The 16,115-nt window shown below is 61.2% G+C and carries 9 protein-coding genes; 5 read left to right on the top strand and 4 right to left on the bottom strand.

Translation table 11 applies throughout. The annotated features are described in order from the left end of the window. Position 1: 1 nt before the first annotated feature. The 3 genes from WG78_RS21070 to WG78_RS21060 all read right to left on the bottom strand — a co-directional run bounded on the left by WG78_RS21070 (position 2) and on the right by WG78_RS21060 (position 5,266). The gene (locus WG78_RS21070; protein ID WP_053939823.1) at positions 2-823 is read right to left on the bottom strand and encodes a CheR family methyltransferase; all 822 of its coding nucleotides are present in this window, start codon (positions 821-823) and stop codon (positions 2-4) included. Continuing rightward, the gene (locus WG78_RS21065; RefSeq protein WP_053939822.1) at positions 823-4,344 is read right to left on the bottom strand and encodes a response regulator; all 3,522 of its coding nucleotides are present in this window, start codon (positions 4,342-4,344) and stop codon (positions 823-825) included. The genes WG78_RS21070 and WG78_RS21065 overlap by 1 nt, the downstream gene beginning before the upstream one ends. Positions 4,345-4,885: 541 nt before the next feature. Then, complete coding sequence (locus WG78_RS21060) at positions 4,886-5,266, bottom strand: hypothetical protein (RefSeq protein ID WP_053939821.1); 381 nt, start codon at positions 5,264-5,266, stop codon at positions 4,886-4,888. Positions 5,267-5,551: 285 nt separating this feature from the next. Here WG78_RS21060 and WG78_RS21055 point away from each other — a divergent pair, with 285 nt between their 5' ends. The 3 genes from WG78_RS21055 (at position 5,552) to WG78_RS21045 (ending at position 10,751) form a co-directional block, all read left to right on the top strand. After that, a complete protein-coding gene (locus WG78_RS21055) occupies positions 5,552-7,825 on the top strand; it encodes an ATP-binding protein (RefSeq protein ID WP_053939820.1) in 2,274 nt (757 codons plus the stop codon). After that, positions 7,800-8,273, top strand: coding sequence for a response regulator (locus WG78_RS21050; protein WP_053939984.1), 474 nt, complete (start codon positions 7,800-7,802; stop codon positions 8,271-8,273). The genes WG78_RS21055 and WG78_RS21050 overlap by 26 nt, the downstream gene beginning before the upstream one ends. Before the next feature lie 78 nt (positions 8,274-8,351). Then, positions 8,352-10,751 (top strand): response regulator, encoded by a 2,400-nt coding sequence (locus tag WG78_RS21045; protein WP_053939819.1) that lies wholly within the window; start codon positions 8,352-8,354, stop codon positions 10,749-10,751. Between the two features lie 77 nt (positions 10,752-10,828). On the opposite strand, the gene WG78_RS21040 is transcribed toward WG78_RS21045, so the two are convergent. Next, positions 10,829-11,200: a response regulator gene (locus WG78_RS21040; RefSeq protein ID WP_053939818.1), complete on the bottom strand. Its 372-nt coding sequence runs from the start codon at positions 11,198-11,200 to the stop codon at positions 10,829-10,831. A 110-nt stretch (positions 11,201-11,310) separates the two neighbouring features. Here WG78_RS21040 and WG78_RS21035 point away from each other — a divergent pair, with 110 nt between their 5' ends. Further along, the gene (locus tag WG78_RS21035) at positions 11,311-11,877 is read left to right on the top strand and encodes a biliverdin-producing heme oxygenase (protein WP_152969342.1); all 567 of its coding nucleotides are present in this window, start codon (positions 11,311-11,313) and stop codon (positions 11,875-11,877) included. Positions 11,878-11,920: 43 nt separating this feature from the next. Then, positions 11,921-15,817 carry an ATP-binding protein gene (locus WG78_RS21030; protein WP_083459509.1) on the top strand — a complete coding sequence of 1,299 codons (3,897 nt, stop codon included), beginning with the start codon at positions 11,921-11,923 and terminating at the stop codon, positions 15,815-15,817. Positions 15,818-16,115: the final 298 nt, after the last annotated feature.

The raw sequence follows: 16,115 nt of genomic DNA, 5'->3' as shown, positions 1-16,115 counted from the left end.
GTCAGACCTTGCGATAGATACGTTCGCGCGCTTCAAACGGCTCGAAGTTTTGCGCGTAATCGGAAAACTGCACGGTCTCTTTCGAGCCGAGCCCCATAAAACCGCGATGCACCAGCGAGTTGTGAAACAGGCCAAAGGCGCGGTTCTGCAACGGCCGGTTGAAATAGATCAGCACATTGCGGCACGAGATAAAGTGCATCTCGGAAAACACGCTGTCGGTGGCCAGGCTGTGGTCGGCAAACGTGATATTGCGTTTCAGCGATTTATCGAACAGCGCCGAGCCGTAACCGGCGGTGTAGTAATCCGAGAACGACGACTTGCCGCCTGCCTTCTGATAATTGCTGGTAAACAATTTCATGCTGTCCAGCGCAAAGATGCCGGCTTCGGCCCGTTCCAGGCTGTGCGGATTGATATCCGTCGCGTAAATGATGGCGCGCTCAAGCAGGTTTTCTTCCTTGAGCAAAATCGCCATCGAATACACTTCTTCGCCGGTGCTGCAGCCGGCAATCCAGATCTTGAACGACGGCCACGTGCGCAAGATCGGCACCACCTGCTCGCGGATCGCCCGAAAGTAAGACGGGTCGCGAAACATCTCGGATACCGGAATCGTCAGGTACTGCAGCAAATCCAGAAAACGGTCGGGCTTGTGCAGAATCTGGTCTTGCAGCTGCGAGACCGTCGCCACTTCCAGTTGCGTCAGCGCGTGCAACACGCGCCGCTTCATCGAGGCGGGCGAATAGTTGCGGAAGTCGTAGTTGTATTTGAGGTAGATGGCGTCTACCAACAGTTTCAGCTCGATATCCAGTTCAGCGGCCGGATACATCACAGGCTCCCGATCTTGGGCATCCACACCCGGATCAGGCTGACCAGCTTGTCCAGATCGATGGGCTTGGCCAGATAATCGTTGGCGCCTGCCTGCAGACACTTCTCTTGATCATCGCGCATTGCCTTGGCCGTGACGGCAATAATCGGCAGACGGCTAAAGCGCGCCTGCTCGCGGATGCGGCGCATGGCTTCAAAACCATCCATCTGCGGCATCATGATGTCCATCAGCACCAGGTCGATATCCGGATCGGCGTCCAGTTTTTCCAGCGCTTCGATGCCGTTGCGGCCAATTTCGACCTTGGCGCCTTTTTGTTCCAGCGCGCTGGTCAGCGCAAAGATATTGCGCACATCGTCGTCCACCAGCAGGATCTTGCGGCCTTCAAACGCCTTCTCACGATTACGCGCCACCTTCAGCATTTGCTGGCGTTCGGGCGCAAGCGTGTTTTCCACGCGATGCAGGAACAGCGTCACTTCGTCCAGCAAGCGCTCGGGCGAGCGCGCGCCTTTGATAATGATGGAGCGCGAATAGCGGCGTAGTTCGTTTTCTTCCGCGCGCGACAATTCGCGCCCGGTGTAGACGATGACCGGCGGGAAGGAACACAGATCATCGCTGGCCATGCGTTGCAGCAACTCGTGGCCCGCCATGTCCGGCAGCGTCAAGTCCACCACCATGCAATCGAATACGGTCTCTTTCAGTTGCGCCAATGCTTCTTCGGCCAGCGCGACGGCGGTGATGCGCACGTCTTCGTCGGCGATCAGTTGCGTCATGCTTTCGCGCTGGCGGGCGTCGTCTTCCACCACCAGCACGTGTTTGATCTTTTGCGACAGCTTGGTCTCGATCTTGCGGAATACATCCAGCAAGGCTTCGCGGTCAGCCGGCTTGAGCGCGTAACCGATCGCACCCAATTGCAGAGCCGCCTGCGAGCTATCCACGCCCGATACCATATGCACCGGAATATGCCGGGTGGAGGTTTCTTCTTTCAGCCGCTCCAATACGGTCAGGCCGGAATGGTCGGGCAGTTTCATATCCAGCAAGACGGCATCGGGCACGTAACGCTGCGCCAGCTTCAGGCCCTCGCCCGCACTGTGCGCGACGATGCAGTTAAAGCCTTTCTCGTGGCCCAATGCGGCCAGCACCTGCGAAAACTCGGGCTCATCTTCGATAATCAGCACGGTGCGGCGATCGGGGCGCAGCACGTCGCGGTCGTCCTGCACCGCCGGGCTTTCCGGCTCCTCGGCGGCTGCCGGGGTGTAGGTTTCGATCGGAGCAGGGGCGGGCACCGACAGCGCGGGCAGGCGCGCCGGAATCTGCGTTTGCACCAGACCGTCGTCATCCACCGAAATCTCACGCGCCACGGTGAGCGTAAACACGCTGCCTTCGCCCACTTTGCTGTGCACGGTGATATCGCCGCCCAGCAAGTGCGCCAGATCGCGCGAGATGCTCAGGCCCAGGCCCGTGCCGCCGTATTTGCGGTTGGTGGCGCCATCGGCCTGGCTGAATGCGCCAAAGATATGTTCGAGATATTCCTCGGCAATGCCGATACCGGTGTCGCGTACGTCAAACGCCACATGGCCATCCGGCGCAGCGCGCGCGGTCAGCGTGACGCGACCTTTGTCGGTAAATTTGAGCGCGTTGGACAGCAGGTTTTTCAGAATCTGTTGCAGTCGCGACGGGTCGGTATACATCTGCGGCGGCAGCGAGGGCTCCAGCACAATCTCGAAATCGATATTGCGCGAAGCGGCCAGCGGGCGGAACAGCTGTTCCAGCGGCTCCAGCGCGCCACGCGGCGTAATACTTTGCGGCCACAATTCCAGCTTGCCGGCCTCAACCTTGGACAGATCCAGAATGTCGTTGATCAGCGTCAGCAGATCATTGCCCGCCGAGTAGATCGACTGGGCAAACTTGACCTGTTCAGCGTCCAGATTGCCGTTGGGGTTGTCTGACAGCAGCTTGGCCAGGATCAGCGCGCTGTTAAGCGGCGTGCGCAGCTCGTGCGACATATTGGCCAGGAATTCGCTCTTGTAGCGGCTGGTGCGACCCAGCTCTTCGGCGCGCGCTTCCAGCTGCAGATGCGCTTCACGCAGCGCCTTGTTGCGCTCTTCCACCATGGCTTTCTGCTGCAACAGCGCTTCGGTCTGTTCGCCCAGTTGTTCGTTGTTCTGTTCCAGCTCGGCTTGCTGGCTTTCCAGGCGGACTTGCGATTCTTTGAGCGTGCGCGACTGTTCTTCCAGCTCTTCGTTGGCGACTTTCAGTTCTTCTTGCTGCGCTTGCAGTTCTTCGTTCAGCTGTTGAGTTTCGGCCAGCACATCTTGCAGCCGCTCGCGGTACATCGCCGATTCGATGGCGGTGCCGATGTTGTACGACGCCAGGCGCGCAAACTCTTCCAGCATCGGCGGCACTTCGCTGGCAAAGCCCAGTTCGATGACGGTGTTGACCTTGCGCTCGCCCTGCGCCGGCATGATCAGCACGGCGCGCGGCGCGGTCTGGCCCAGCGCGGAGGCCACGCGGATATAGGTTTCCGGCAGATCGGTCAGCAGCATGATGCGGTTTTCAGCCGCGGCCTGGCCGGACAAGCCCTGCGCCAGCTCAAACTGGTTGCGCGCATGGGCGGCGTCTTCCGACCAGGCGTAGTGCGCCATACGCTGAAAATGCCGGTTGTCGCGGGTGACATAAATTGCACCCACCGAGGCGCCGAGAAAATTAACCAGAAAATTAAGAATATTGTCCGACAGCGTGCCCAGCGCCTGTTCGCCCAGCATGCGCTGACCCAGCTCGCCCTGGCCGGTTTTCAGCCAGGCCTGGCGTTCCAGTTGTTCGGTGTGCAGTTGCTGCTGACCCAGCGTGGTGGCATACACCGCGCTCAGGGTCTTGAGCTGGCGGCGGCCGTTAAACGCCATCAACGCGCCTGCCACGACACCCACCAGGATGGTGGCAATCACCAGCCAGGTAATGGTGTCGCTGGCTTCGCGGTTACGTTGCGCGCGCAGCGCTTCTTGCGCCTGAATAATCTGGGTAAAGAAGCCGCGCATATCGTCCATGCGGCGTTTGCCTTCTTCGGCATCCGCGCCCAGCACCTGCTTTTGTGCCTCTGGGTCGGCGGAGCCTTTGAGCGTAATCATGCGTGCGGCGTAATTGCGCCAGTCTTTGTAGCCGGTTTCACCGCGACCCAGCCATGCCACCTGGTTGGGGTACTCGGCCAGCAAATCACGCAGTTCGCTGATGCTGGTGGGCAGGTTGGTGGCGGCGCTGTTATACGGGTCGAGGAAGACTTCGCGTCCGGTGAGCAGATAGCCGCGCAGGCCAGTCTCGGCATCGATCAACTGTTTGACGGCCTGGTTGGTTTTGCCGATGACCTGATCCGCATGGTCCACCCAGCGGTTCACGTTCATCAAATAGAACACCAACGAAATGAAAATGGCCGACATGACGCCCGCCACCAGCAGCGGCAGGCTGACGTTGCGTACCAGGATGGCACGGAATGTTTGTTCCGGGATGGCGGCGGGAGCGCTTCGGTTCATGGCTTCTTCATCGGGTGGCAACCTGCGGCCAGATGCACTGATCGCCCGCGCGCAAATAACGCGAGGGCGATCAGGCAGGCCACGCCAACAGGCGGCAACCAAGGGTTATCGCCACCGGTATTGCGCCGCTGCACCCGGCCCGTACGGGCATGGCAAAGCGGCCGCATACAGGCGGCCTTTATAAGTGTTTGGTGTTTTTTGATACCGCAAAGCGACACTTCGGAGTTGGGGTAATACGCCTGTCCGCGGTGCCTCAGAATTACGCGTTGGCTGGTGATTGCGATTGCGAGTCTTGCAATATTTGCAATTCGCAAATGCTATTCCAGTTAATCGGTAATTCCATTACGGTAAATCGCTGGGGATTCTGTCATGCAGCAATCCAGATCGATGTAGGCATTTATCCTACATCAATGTAAGTGCTGGCATGATTTTTAGAAATGCGACATCTCTTTATGCTGCGAGACTACCAAACCGGCTATTGCAGCCGGTCTGGGTAGTACGCAAAGCGGCAAACGCGCGCAATTGAAATCGGAATTGGCGCTCAGGCCAGTTTGGTATCGGTCGCGTCATCCGGGTTTTGCACGCCGGTGGCAAATTCGACTTCGTATTCTTCGCGCTCGCTGCGGGCTTCTTCCGATTCATCCGCGCCGCTGTTTTCTTCCATGCGGCGAATGGCGGGGCTGACCGGATCGTCGCCCAACGGCGCGTCGTCTACCTGCAAGGTGTCGTCTTCGTCAGGCAGCGCCTCAACATCCAGCTGGTTGAGTGCATCATCCAGCGAAGTGCGTTCGGTGATTTCGGCGGTATCGCCGTTTTCTTCGGAAGCCCAATCGCCCAAGCCGCTATTGCGGGTGGACAGATCGCGCTGAGTATCGCGGTCCAGAGAAAAATCGGTATTGTTGTTGGGTGTGGAAGTAGCCATTGTCTTCTCCTCAATTAATATGTTGGGGTCGTCGCGCAATTGCGCATTGCCCAGACTTGAACCAAGTATGGCAAAATCGCCGACGGTTCCTGATCGGTGTTGCGCGGTAATGGCTGTAGGACTTCCGGATCATGCAACGATTGCGCGGTTTTGCTAAATCCGCAGGTATTGCGACGGAATCGGCCACTGAACCATCTTATCCAACCGGGCCATGATCGGGCCTGGCAATTCGGGTGCCGCCGCTGGGCGCCACAAGCAGGATGAACGTCCTGCAAGGAGCAGCAATTGAGCAATAATTTGCCGGATCAAAGCCTGGACGATTGCGCGTCAGAGCCGATTCATATTCCCGGCAGTATTCAGCCACACGGCTTTATGCTGGTGCTGGCCGAGGGCTCGTTGACGGTGTTGCAGGCCAGCGCCAATTGCGCCCAGTTGCTGGGCGCGCCGCCCGAGCAGTTGCTGGGCCAGCCGCTGGCCAGTTTGCTGCGCGACCAGACCGATCTGACCGGCCGCATCGATGCGCTGCTGGAACAAGACAGTAACCCGTCGCACTTTGGCGAGGTGGGGTTTGTCTGCAACGCGCAAGCCCGGTTCGAGATGATGGTGCATCGGCACGATGGCGTGCTGATCGCCGAATTCGAACCGCAGGCCAGCGCACACGATTCGTTTACCACGCTATACCCGCTGGTGCGCCATTTTGTCGGCCAGTTGCAAGAGGCCGGATCGGTGCCCGCGCTGTGCGAACTGGCGGCGCAACAAGCCAGAAAGCTGACCGGCTTTGGCCGCGTCATGGTGTACCGCTTTGATGCCGATTATCACGGCCAGGTGCTGGCCGAAGCGCTTGACCCCGGCTACGACAGTTATCTGGATCTGCATTTCCCCGCCTCTGATATCCCGGCGCAAGCGCGCGAGCTGTATCGGCTTAACCGTTTGCGCGTTATTTCGGATGCCAATTACCAGCCGTCCGCGCTGGTGCCGCCGCTGAACCCGACCACGCAGCAGCCGCTGGATATGAGCCTGGCCTTGCTGCGCAGCGTGTCGCCGGTGCATCTGCAATACATGCGCAATATGGGCACGTTGGCCAGCATGTCGATCTCGCTGGTGGTGGATGGCCGCTTGTGGGGTTTGATTTCGTGCCATAACACCGCCCCGTTGCCGGTGTCGTTCCAGACCCGCAGCGCCTGCGAATTGCTGGGCCGTATTCTGTCGTTACAGCTGGAAGCCCGCGAAGCGCATGCGCAAGCCGATCGCCGCCTGCAATTGCGCCACATGATCGTGCAGATGCTGGCGCTGATGGCCGACCGCGATGGCGTGGCCGAAGGGCTGCAAGCGGTGCCGGATGTGTTTATGAGTTTTGGCGCAGCCGCGGGCGCTGCCGTGGTGGCGGGTGACCGTTGCATCACCTTTGGCCAGACCCCGCCCAATAACGTGATACACAATCTGGTGGGTTGGCTGGGCGAGGGCAGCGAGCGCGAGGTTTACGCCAGCGACAGCGTGCGCCGCGATATTCCGGCGGTGCCCGAGCTGGCTGAGTATTGCGCCGGCATCATGGCCGTTTCGATTTCCGAGCTGCATTCGCATTACCTGGTGTGGTTCCGTCCCGAAACCGTGCAGACCGTCACGTGGGCGGGCAAACCGGGCAAGGCCGAAGTCAACGGCAAGCTCAATCCGCGCGCCAGCTTTGCCGCGTGGGAACAAACCGTGCGCGATATGGCGTTGCCGTGGGATCGCGCCGAAACCGAAGGCGCGGTGGAACTACGCAATGCCACGCTGGGCATCGTGCTGCGCAAAGCAGAAGAAATGGCAGCGCTGGCCGAAGAACTGCGCAAATCCAACAAAGAGCTGGAAGCCTTCTCGTACAGCGTGTCGCACGACTTGCGCGCGCCGCTGCGCCATATCGTGGGGTATGCCGAGCTGCTGGGCGACTTTGAAGGCACGCGTTTGTCGGATCGCGGCACGCGTTTTCTGGACCATATCGGCGATTCGGCACGTTTTGCTGGCACGCTGGTCGATAACCTGCTGACCTTTTCGCAGATGGGCCGCTCCGCTTTGCGCCCGACTGAAGTCGACGTCTACGCGCTGATTGAATCCGTGCGGCTGGAAATGACGCCCGATCTGCAAGACCGCAATATTGAATGGAAGGTGCACCCGATGCCGCGCGTGATTGCCGACGCCGCATTCTTGCACCTTGCACTACGCAATCTGCTGAGCAACGCGGTGAAATACACGCGTGGCCGCGACCCCGCCGTGATCGAGATCGGCGCCGAAATACGTGGCCCTGACCACGTGATTTACATCAAGGACAACGGTGTGGGTTTCCACATGGATTACGCCAACAAGCTGTTTGGTGTGTTCCAGCGCCTGCACCGCATGGAAGAATTTGAAGGAACCGGGATCGGTCTGGCCAATGTGCGACGCATTATCGAGCGCCACGATGGTCGGACCTGGGCCGAAGGTGAGCTGGATAAAGGCGCTACCTTCTGGTTCTCCTTGCCCCGGTCTGGCCCCCAAACCGTAAAACGTAGAGATGCCCATGCTAAAACCGATCTTATTGGTTGAAGACAACCCTAAAGATCTTGAACTGACGTTGGTTGCCCTTGAGCGCAGTCAGCTCGCCAACGACGTAGTGGTGGTCCGTGATGGCGCGGAAGCGCTGGACTACCTGTTTAGAAGAAGCGAACACGCAGACCGCGCCGAAGGTAATCCGGCGGTGATTTTGCTGGACCTGAAACTGCCGCGTGTGGACGGGCTGGAAGTGCTGAAGATTGTGCGCGAGACGCCCGATTTGCGCGCCGTGCCAGTGGTGATGCTGACCTCGTCGCGCGAAGAGCCCGATCTGGCGCGCGCCTATGAACTGGGCGTGAACGCCTATGTGGTCAAGCCGGTGGAGTTCCGTGATTTTGTGGCTGCGATCGCCGACCTGGGTGTGTTCTGGGCCGTGCTGAACGAGCCGCCACCGGGCTCGGCGCGTTATCGCCTGCATCATCAGCGCTCGCCCCGGTCTTGAGCGTCTGCGTGTCATTTGTTGTCCGCGCCGTCCCGGGTTCTGCCCGACGGCGCGTTTTGTTCACCTTATAAGGTTTCCATGTCGGTACTGACCCAGGTACGCATTCTGCTGATCGAAGATAACGCTCGCGACGTCGAGTTGTTGTCGTTTGAACTGGAGCGCACCGGATTTGACGCCCAACTGAACGTGGTCGACACGCCGCAGATTTTGCAGGACGTATTAAGCCGCCCGCCTGAGTTTGATGTGGTGCTGGCTGATTTTCTGCTGCCCTTGTTTACCGGCGAAGACGCGCTGCGCATGGTGCGCGAAAAACTGCCGCAAATGCCGTTTATCTTTGTGTCGGGCGTGTTGGGCGAAACGCATGCGGTTAACGTGATGCGCCAGGGCGCCACCGACTACATCCTTAAACACAATCTCAGTTTGCTGCCCAAGGCATTGCATCGGGCGCTGGCCGAAGTGCGCGAACGGCGCGAGCGCCAACGCGCTGAAACCGCGCTGCACGAAACCAATACCCATATGCGGCTGGCGCTGAAAGCCGCGCGCATGGGCACCTGGAACTTCGAGCCCTTAACCGGGCGCCTGACGTGGGATGAGCGCTGCCGCGAGATGTTCGGCCTGGGGCCCGACGCCGAAGTCACGCTGGAGACCTTTGATAAAGGCGTGCATCCGGCGGATCGCGAACGCATGAACGAGATGGTGCGCGAAGCCATCAGCGCGCAAAGCTCACGCGATTACGCCGCCGAATACCGCACCGTCGCCCCCGATGGCCAGGTGCGCTGGGTGGCCACACGCGGCACGGCGTTTTTTGAACATGGCGTCTGTACCCGCTTTACCGGCGTGCTGAGCGACGTCACCGAGCAAAAGCGCGCTGAAGACGCCATGCAGCGCCTGAACAGCGTGCTGGAAGAACGGGTGGAAGCGCGCACACGCGAACGTGACCGCACGTGGAAATTGTCCCGCGACCTGTTTACCGTGGCGCGCTACGACACCACCGCCATCGCGCTCAACCCGGCATGGCATGAAGTGCTGGGCTGGAGCGAAGGCAGCCTGATCGGCACGCGCATCTGGGATCTGACGCACCCGGACGACCGCGCCGCCACCGAAATTGAAGCGGCCGCCATCAGCGCGGGCCGCATCACCAATCGTTTTGTAAACCGCATCCGCCATGCCGACGGCTCGTATCGCTGGCTGTCCTGGACCGCCGTGCCCGATGACGGCCTGATGTACGCCGTGGCGCGCGACATTACGCAAGAACGCATGGCGGTGGATGAACTGGCCGCCGCCAACCGCCAGTTGCTGCGACAGATTCATGAGCGCGAACAGGTGGAAGCCACGCTGCAGCAAATGCAGCGACTGGAAGCCGTGGGCCAGCTCACCGCGGGCGTGGCGCACGACTTTAACAATCTGCTGACGGTGGTGTTGTCCAACGCCAGTTTTCTGGCGCGCGACATTGTGCGCGAATCGCCGCCTGAGCGCGTGCTGAAACGCATTGCCAATATCCGCGAAGCGGGTGAACGCGGCGCGCGGCTGACCGTCCAGTTGCTGGCGTTTTCGCGGCGGCAACGGCTGGAAGCCAAGCCCACCAATCTGAACGAAACCGTGGCGGGCATGCAGGATTTGCTGCAATCCACCATGGGCGGCAGCGTCGGCATTGAATATCGCCTGCAGCCCGACTTGTGGTCGGCGCTGGTCGACCCCACGCAAATCGAGCTGATCATCCTTAACCTGGCCATCAATGCGCGCGATGCGATGGAAGTGGGCGGCAGCCTGGCGGTGTCCACGCATAACGAATCGGTGCTGGCACGCCTGCCGCGCCCCGAAGGCCCTGAGCCCGGCGATTATGTGGTGTTGTCGGTCACCGACAACGGCTCGGGCATGGACGAAGAAGTACTGGCACGCGCGTTCGAGCCGTTTTTTACCACCAAGGAAGTCGGCAAAGGCTCGGGCTTGGGCCTGGCGCAGGTGTATGGCTTTGCCAAACAATCCGGCGGTGGCGTGGCCATCCAGACTGCGCCGGGCACCGGCACCACGGTGAAGGTGTATTTGCCGCACGCCGCGCCCAGTCCGAGCGAAGTGGTGGATAGCCCCGCCGTCGCGGGCGATCTGCCGCCGCTGGTGACGGCGCGGACCTTGCTGGTGGTGGATGATGATCCGGCCGTGCGCGAAGTGACCACGCTGATGCTGGAAGACCTGGGCTATCGCGTGATCGAAGCGGCCAGTGGTGGCGCGGCGCTGGAACAACTGGACCAGAACGCCGACATTGCCTTGCTGGTGGCCGATTTCGCCATGCCGGGCATGAATGGCGCCGAGCTGGCCAAGATCGTGCGTCAGCGGCGGCCGCAATTGCCCATTGTGTTTGTGACGGGTTATGCCGATCTGGCGGCGCTGGGTTCGATCGACGCGGCCATTATCCAGAAGCCGTATGGCCAGGAATTGCTGGCGGAAAAAGTACGGCTGGCGTTGCGCGGCGCGGCCTGACCGCTACGGCGCACGCCGCATATCGACGCGGCCGCTATCCAGCGGCCGCACGATGCGATCAGAATGCTAGTCCGTAATTACGACAACGACGCCGCGATCTCGGCCAAGGCGTCATCGACGCGGTCCAGATCAAATGGCTTGGGCAACAAGGTGGCCCCCGGAATATTGATCTTGCTCTGGTCATTGGCCAAGTCAAAACCGGTGGCCAGAATGATGCGGGTTTCGGGAAAACGGGCGTAGGTTTCGCGGCCCAGTTCGATGCCCGACTTGCCCGGCAAGCTGACATCGGTCAGCAAAATATGAAAGCGCTGCCGGTCCAGTTCGACCAGCGCGTCTTCGGCGGTGGCGACGGCAACAACCTGATGACCTGTCTCTTCCAGGTACTCGAGTAGCGTTGCGCGCAACATGGCGTTGTCTTCAACGTACAAAATACTTAATTCGGTGCTCATGGTGGTGTAAACAGGTAGGTGGTTTAATAAAGGATGTGTAGAACCAGATGACGGTTAGCTTTCAGGCTAGCGCATTTTTCTCGTAACAGATAATGCCCTTAAGGAGAATCATGTCAATCAGAATGGATCTGAAACTGGCGACGGAAGACCGGCACGAGGCGGTGGACCGCGCGTTCTCTGGCTTTGCGCTGGCCACCCGCAGCGGTTACGAAGCATTTTTGCTGGCGCACGCTGCAGCATTGTTTCCGTTGGAAGAGCGCCTCGAAGCCTTGGGCATCGCCAACTGGCTGACCGACTGGCCCGAGCGCCGCCGCCGCGACGCGCTGGCCGCTGATCTGGCGCAACTGGGCTTGAGCCGCCCGGCGCCGTTGGCCGTACCTGCCATCGACATCAAAGGCCTGGCAGGCGCTGCCTATGTGCTGGAAGGCTCGCGCCTGGGCGCAAAGTTTCTGGCGCGCCACGTGCTGGCCGCCGAAGACCGCAGCCTGCATGCCGCCACCCAATATCTAACCCACCACGCCGAGCTGCCGCTGTGGCCGCGCTTTGTGGACAAGCTGGACCAGTTGCCGCCGGACAGCGTGCCTGATTTGCGTACTGCCGCTTTGCAGGTATTCGACGTATTTGCCGACGCCGCCCAACGCTATCGTCCCGCCGTGATCGAACCGACACTTGCCTGAACGTGTAGTCACTCCGAAAGTTGTATCAGTAACTGGTAATCAAATGACGACTCTGAGCGCTGGCGATCTCGCCGCCCTGCCTCCCATCCACCCGCTGGCATTCATGCAAGGGGGCGGGGCGGTGGGGGCGCAAATGCGGGCGCTGGACTGGTCGGCCACGCCATTGGGCCCTGCCGCGCAATGGCCGCAAAGTCTGAAGACGGCGGTCGGCATACTGGTGCCGTGTGGTTTTCCCATGCAGTTGTGGTGGGGCCCGCAGCTCACGATGTTGTACAACGACGAATTCACCCAGATTCTGGGTGACAAGCATCCCTGGGCACTGGGTAGCCCTGTGGAGCAGGTGTGGTCGGATGTCTGGCCGGTGACGGGCCCGATGGCGCAACACGTGCTGGCGGGCGGCGATGCGGTGCAGGGGCGCGATCTGCAATTGGTGATGACGCGCTTTGGTTACGCCGAAGAAACGTTTTTCTCGTTTTCTTATAGCCCGGTGCGCGATGACAGCGGTGCGATCGCCGGCATTATCGTGCCCGTCATCGAAACCACCTTCAAGGTGCTGGCCGAACGCCGCCTTCGCGCGCTGCGCGACCTGGGCGCGCTGCCCGATATCCGCGATTCGGCCTCGGTAATCGACGTCGCGATGAAAGTGCTGGCGGCGCATCCGCTGGATGTGCCGTTTGCCGCGTGCTACCAGATCGATGAGCATCAGGTGGCCACCCGCGTCGGCCTGGCGGGGCTGGACTCCGATAGCCCGCTGGCGCCGCCGCGCTTTCGGCTGGACGCCAACGCGCCGTGGCCTGCGGCCGAAGCGCTGCAGCTGGTGACGGGCCTGGCTTTCAAGCAGGTGATTGCGCGTTTTGGTGAACATGCGCTCGCGCCCTGGTTTGCACCGATTGAACAAACGATGGTGTTGCCGCTGCGGCTGGAAGGCTGGCAGGGCGTGCTGGTGTGCGGTGTCAGCCCGCGTCGCGCGCTGGATGCCGATTACCGCACCTGGTTTGATCTGATCGCGGGCCAGTTTGGCAACGCGCTGAACCACGCGCTAAGCCACGAACAAGCGCAACAACGCGCTGACCGCCTGGCCGAGCTGGATCATGCCAAGACCGTGTTTTTCTCGAATATCAGCCACGAATTCCGCACGCCGCTCACGCTGATCCAGGCCGCCGTGAACGAGCTGGCCGCGCTGCCGCAAGCCGAACAGGCGACCGAGCCGCTGGACATGCTGGTGCGCAATCAGCAGCGGTTGCTGAAGCTGGTGAACAACCTGCTCGATTTTTCGCGCATCGAAGGCGGCCATCTGAATGTGCAGCGCGAAGCGGTCGATCTGGCCCGCTTTACTGCCGAACTGGCCGAGAGTTTTCGCAGCCTGATGGAGCAGGGCGGTTTGATCCTGCTGGTGGATTGCCCGCCGTTGGACCAGCCCGTGTGGATAGACCGCGGGCTGTGGGAAACCATCGTGCTGAATCTGCTTTCGAACGCCTTCAAATTTACCTTGGCGGGCACGGTGAGCGTGCGGCTGCACGTTGATGGCGCAGGCATCAAATTGCAGGTGGCCGACACCGGCGTAGGCATTGCGCTAGACCAGCAGACCTTGTTGTTCCAGCGTTTCCAGCGTCTGGAAGGCCGCGGTGGCCGCAGTTTTGAAGGCAGTGGCATCGGTTTGTCGATGGTGCACGAACTGGTGCAATTGCTGGAGGGCCAGATCGACGTTGTCAGCCAGCCTGGCGTGGGTACCACCTTTAACGTGCATATGCCGTGGGGCGCCGCCAGCGAAGCGCCGCCGCCGCGCACCGAGGTGGCCAATGTGCAGGCGCGCCGCGCCTATGTGGATGAAGCCGCGCAATGGCTGGACCAGGGCATGCTGGAGGCCGAACCCGAGCCGACGCTGACCGGTGCGGCCGGGGCCGATCTGATCCTGGTGGTGGACGACAATCTGGATTTCCGTCGCTGGCTGGTGCGTTTGCTGGCCAGCTCGGGCTATACCGTGATGGCCGCCAGCAATGGCGCGGAAGCCCTGCGCATTGCGCGCGCCACGCCGCCACGGCTGGTGCTCAGCGACGTGATGATGCCGGATATGGATGGCTTTGCGCTGATGGCCGCCATGCGCGCCGAGCCCGCGTTGGCGCTGGCCCCGTTTTTGTTGTTGTCGGCACAGGCCGGCGAAGAAGCGCGCGCCGATGGTTTGCTGAAGGGGGCGGACGATTATCTGGTCAAGCCCTTCAGCGCGCAGCAACTGCTGATCCGGGTGCGCGGCAAGCTGCTGCAGGCGTACGCACGCCATGGCGCGGCCGAAGCGCTGCGCCAGAGCGAACAGCGCTTTCGCGAAGTGGCCGATGCCGCGCCGGTGATGATCTGGGTGTCGGACGAGGCCGGTCTGCGTACATGGTGCAACCGGCCGTGGCTGGCGTTTACCGGCCGCACGCTGATCCAGGAAGTGGGCCACGGTTGGGCCGAGGGCGTGCATCCGGACGATGTCTCGCGCTGCCTGGCCGTGTATGCACGCGCTATCAAACAGCGCGAGCCGTTTCGCATGGATTACCGCCTGAAGCGCGCGGACGGTGAATATCGCGTGATCGAAGATCATGGCGTGCCGCATATCACCGGCGATGATCGCTTTGTGGGCTTTATTGGCTCGTGCGTGGATGTGACGCGCACGCGCATGTCGGAAGAAGCACAACGCCGCCTGAACGAAACGCTGGAGGTGCGCGTGCAGGCGCGTACCGAAGAACTGGCGGCGTCGTATCGGTCGCTGTTGACGCAAATCCAGGAACGCGAACGCGTCGAAACCACGCTGCGCCAGATGCAGCGGCTGGAAGCGGTGGGCCAACTGACGGCGGGCTTTGCGCACGACTTCAACAATTTGCTGACCGTGGTGCTGGCCAATGCGCGGCTGCTGGACCGCGTGATTACTGAAGATCCAGGCAAACGCCGGGTGGAAATGATCCGCACCGCCGCCGAACGCGGCGCCCGGCTGGTGGCGCAATTGCTGGCGTTTGCGCGCCGGCAAAAGCTGGAACCGCATGTGGTCAATCTGAATGAAACGCTGGCGGGCATGGCCGATTTGCTGCAAAGCACGTTGGGCGGCATGAACCAGCTGGAGCTGGCCTTTAGCGACGATCTGGCCCCGGCCTTGGTGGATATCACCCAGCTGGAGCTGGTGGTGCTGAACCTGGCCATCAACGCGCGTGATGCCATGCCCAATGGCGGCGCGCTGCGCATCAGCACCAACAATGTTTCGATCAATACCGATTTCAGCGCGCAAATGGCGCTGGCGGTGGGCGAATATGTGCGGCTGGCCGTCAGCGATACCGGCACCGGCATGCCGCCTGAAGTAGTGGCGCGCGCCTTCGAGCCGTTCTTTACCACCAAGGAAGTGGGCAAGGGCTCGGGCCTTGGGCTGGCGCAGGTGTATGGCTTTGCGCGGCAATCGGGTGGCACTGTCACCATCGATACCTCTCCGGGGCGCGGCACCACGGTTTCGGTGTTTTTGCCAGCCACGCTGCAGGCAGAAAGCGGCGACCGCGCCATTAATGTCTTGCCAGGCAGCGGCGCTAATCTGACCGGACAACAGCGCGTGCTGGTGGTGGACGATGATGAAGACGTGCGCGAATCCACCGTGGCGGTGTTGCAGGATCAGGGTTACACGGTGGTGCAGACCGGCGATTGCACGGTGGCGCTGGAGCTGATTGCCACCAATGACGATATCGACGTGCTGGTGGCCGACTTTGCCATGCCGGTGATGAACGGCGCCGAACTGGCGCGCCGGGCGCGCATTCTGCAACCCGATCTGCCGGTGCTGTTTGTGACCGGCTACGCCGACCAGGTGCTGCTGGCCGACTTCAGCGCCGACCAGATCATCCAGAAGCCGTTCCAGCCGCAAGACCTGGCCGCCCGCATCAGCCGCCTGTTGGGCCATCACCGCGCCCGCCTGGCCAGCAGATGAACCGCATAGGGTGGGACTCGGCGTCCCCGTCTGGACCCACCCCGCAAAGTGGTACGCCAGGAGCAGCAACGTGGGACGTGTCTTTGAATAGTGGGTCAAGAGCCACCACGCAAAGTGGTATGCCAGGAACAACGACGTGGGACGTGGCTTTGAATGGTGGGTCCAGACGGGGACGCCGAGTCCCACCCTATGGCAGCGGAGCCTGGCAAACAAAACAGCCCCGAAAAACAGCGGGTTTTAACCACTGCCATTTCGGGGCTGTTGTAGGGTCAGGTGGATGGCCGCGCTATGGCAGCCC

The organism is Amantichitinum ursilacus (assembly GCF_001294205.1).
In the GTDB taxonomy this organism is placed as follows: domain Bacteria; phylum Pseudomonadota; class Gammaproteobacteria; order Burkholderiales; family Chitinibacteraceae; genus Amantichitinum; species Amantichitinum ursilacus.
Note: the sequence above shows the minus strand (reverse complement) of the source record. Positions and strands in the feature narration are given on the sequence as shown.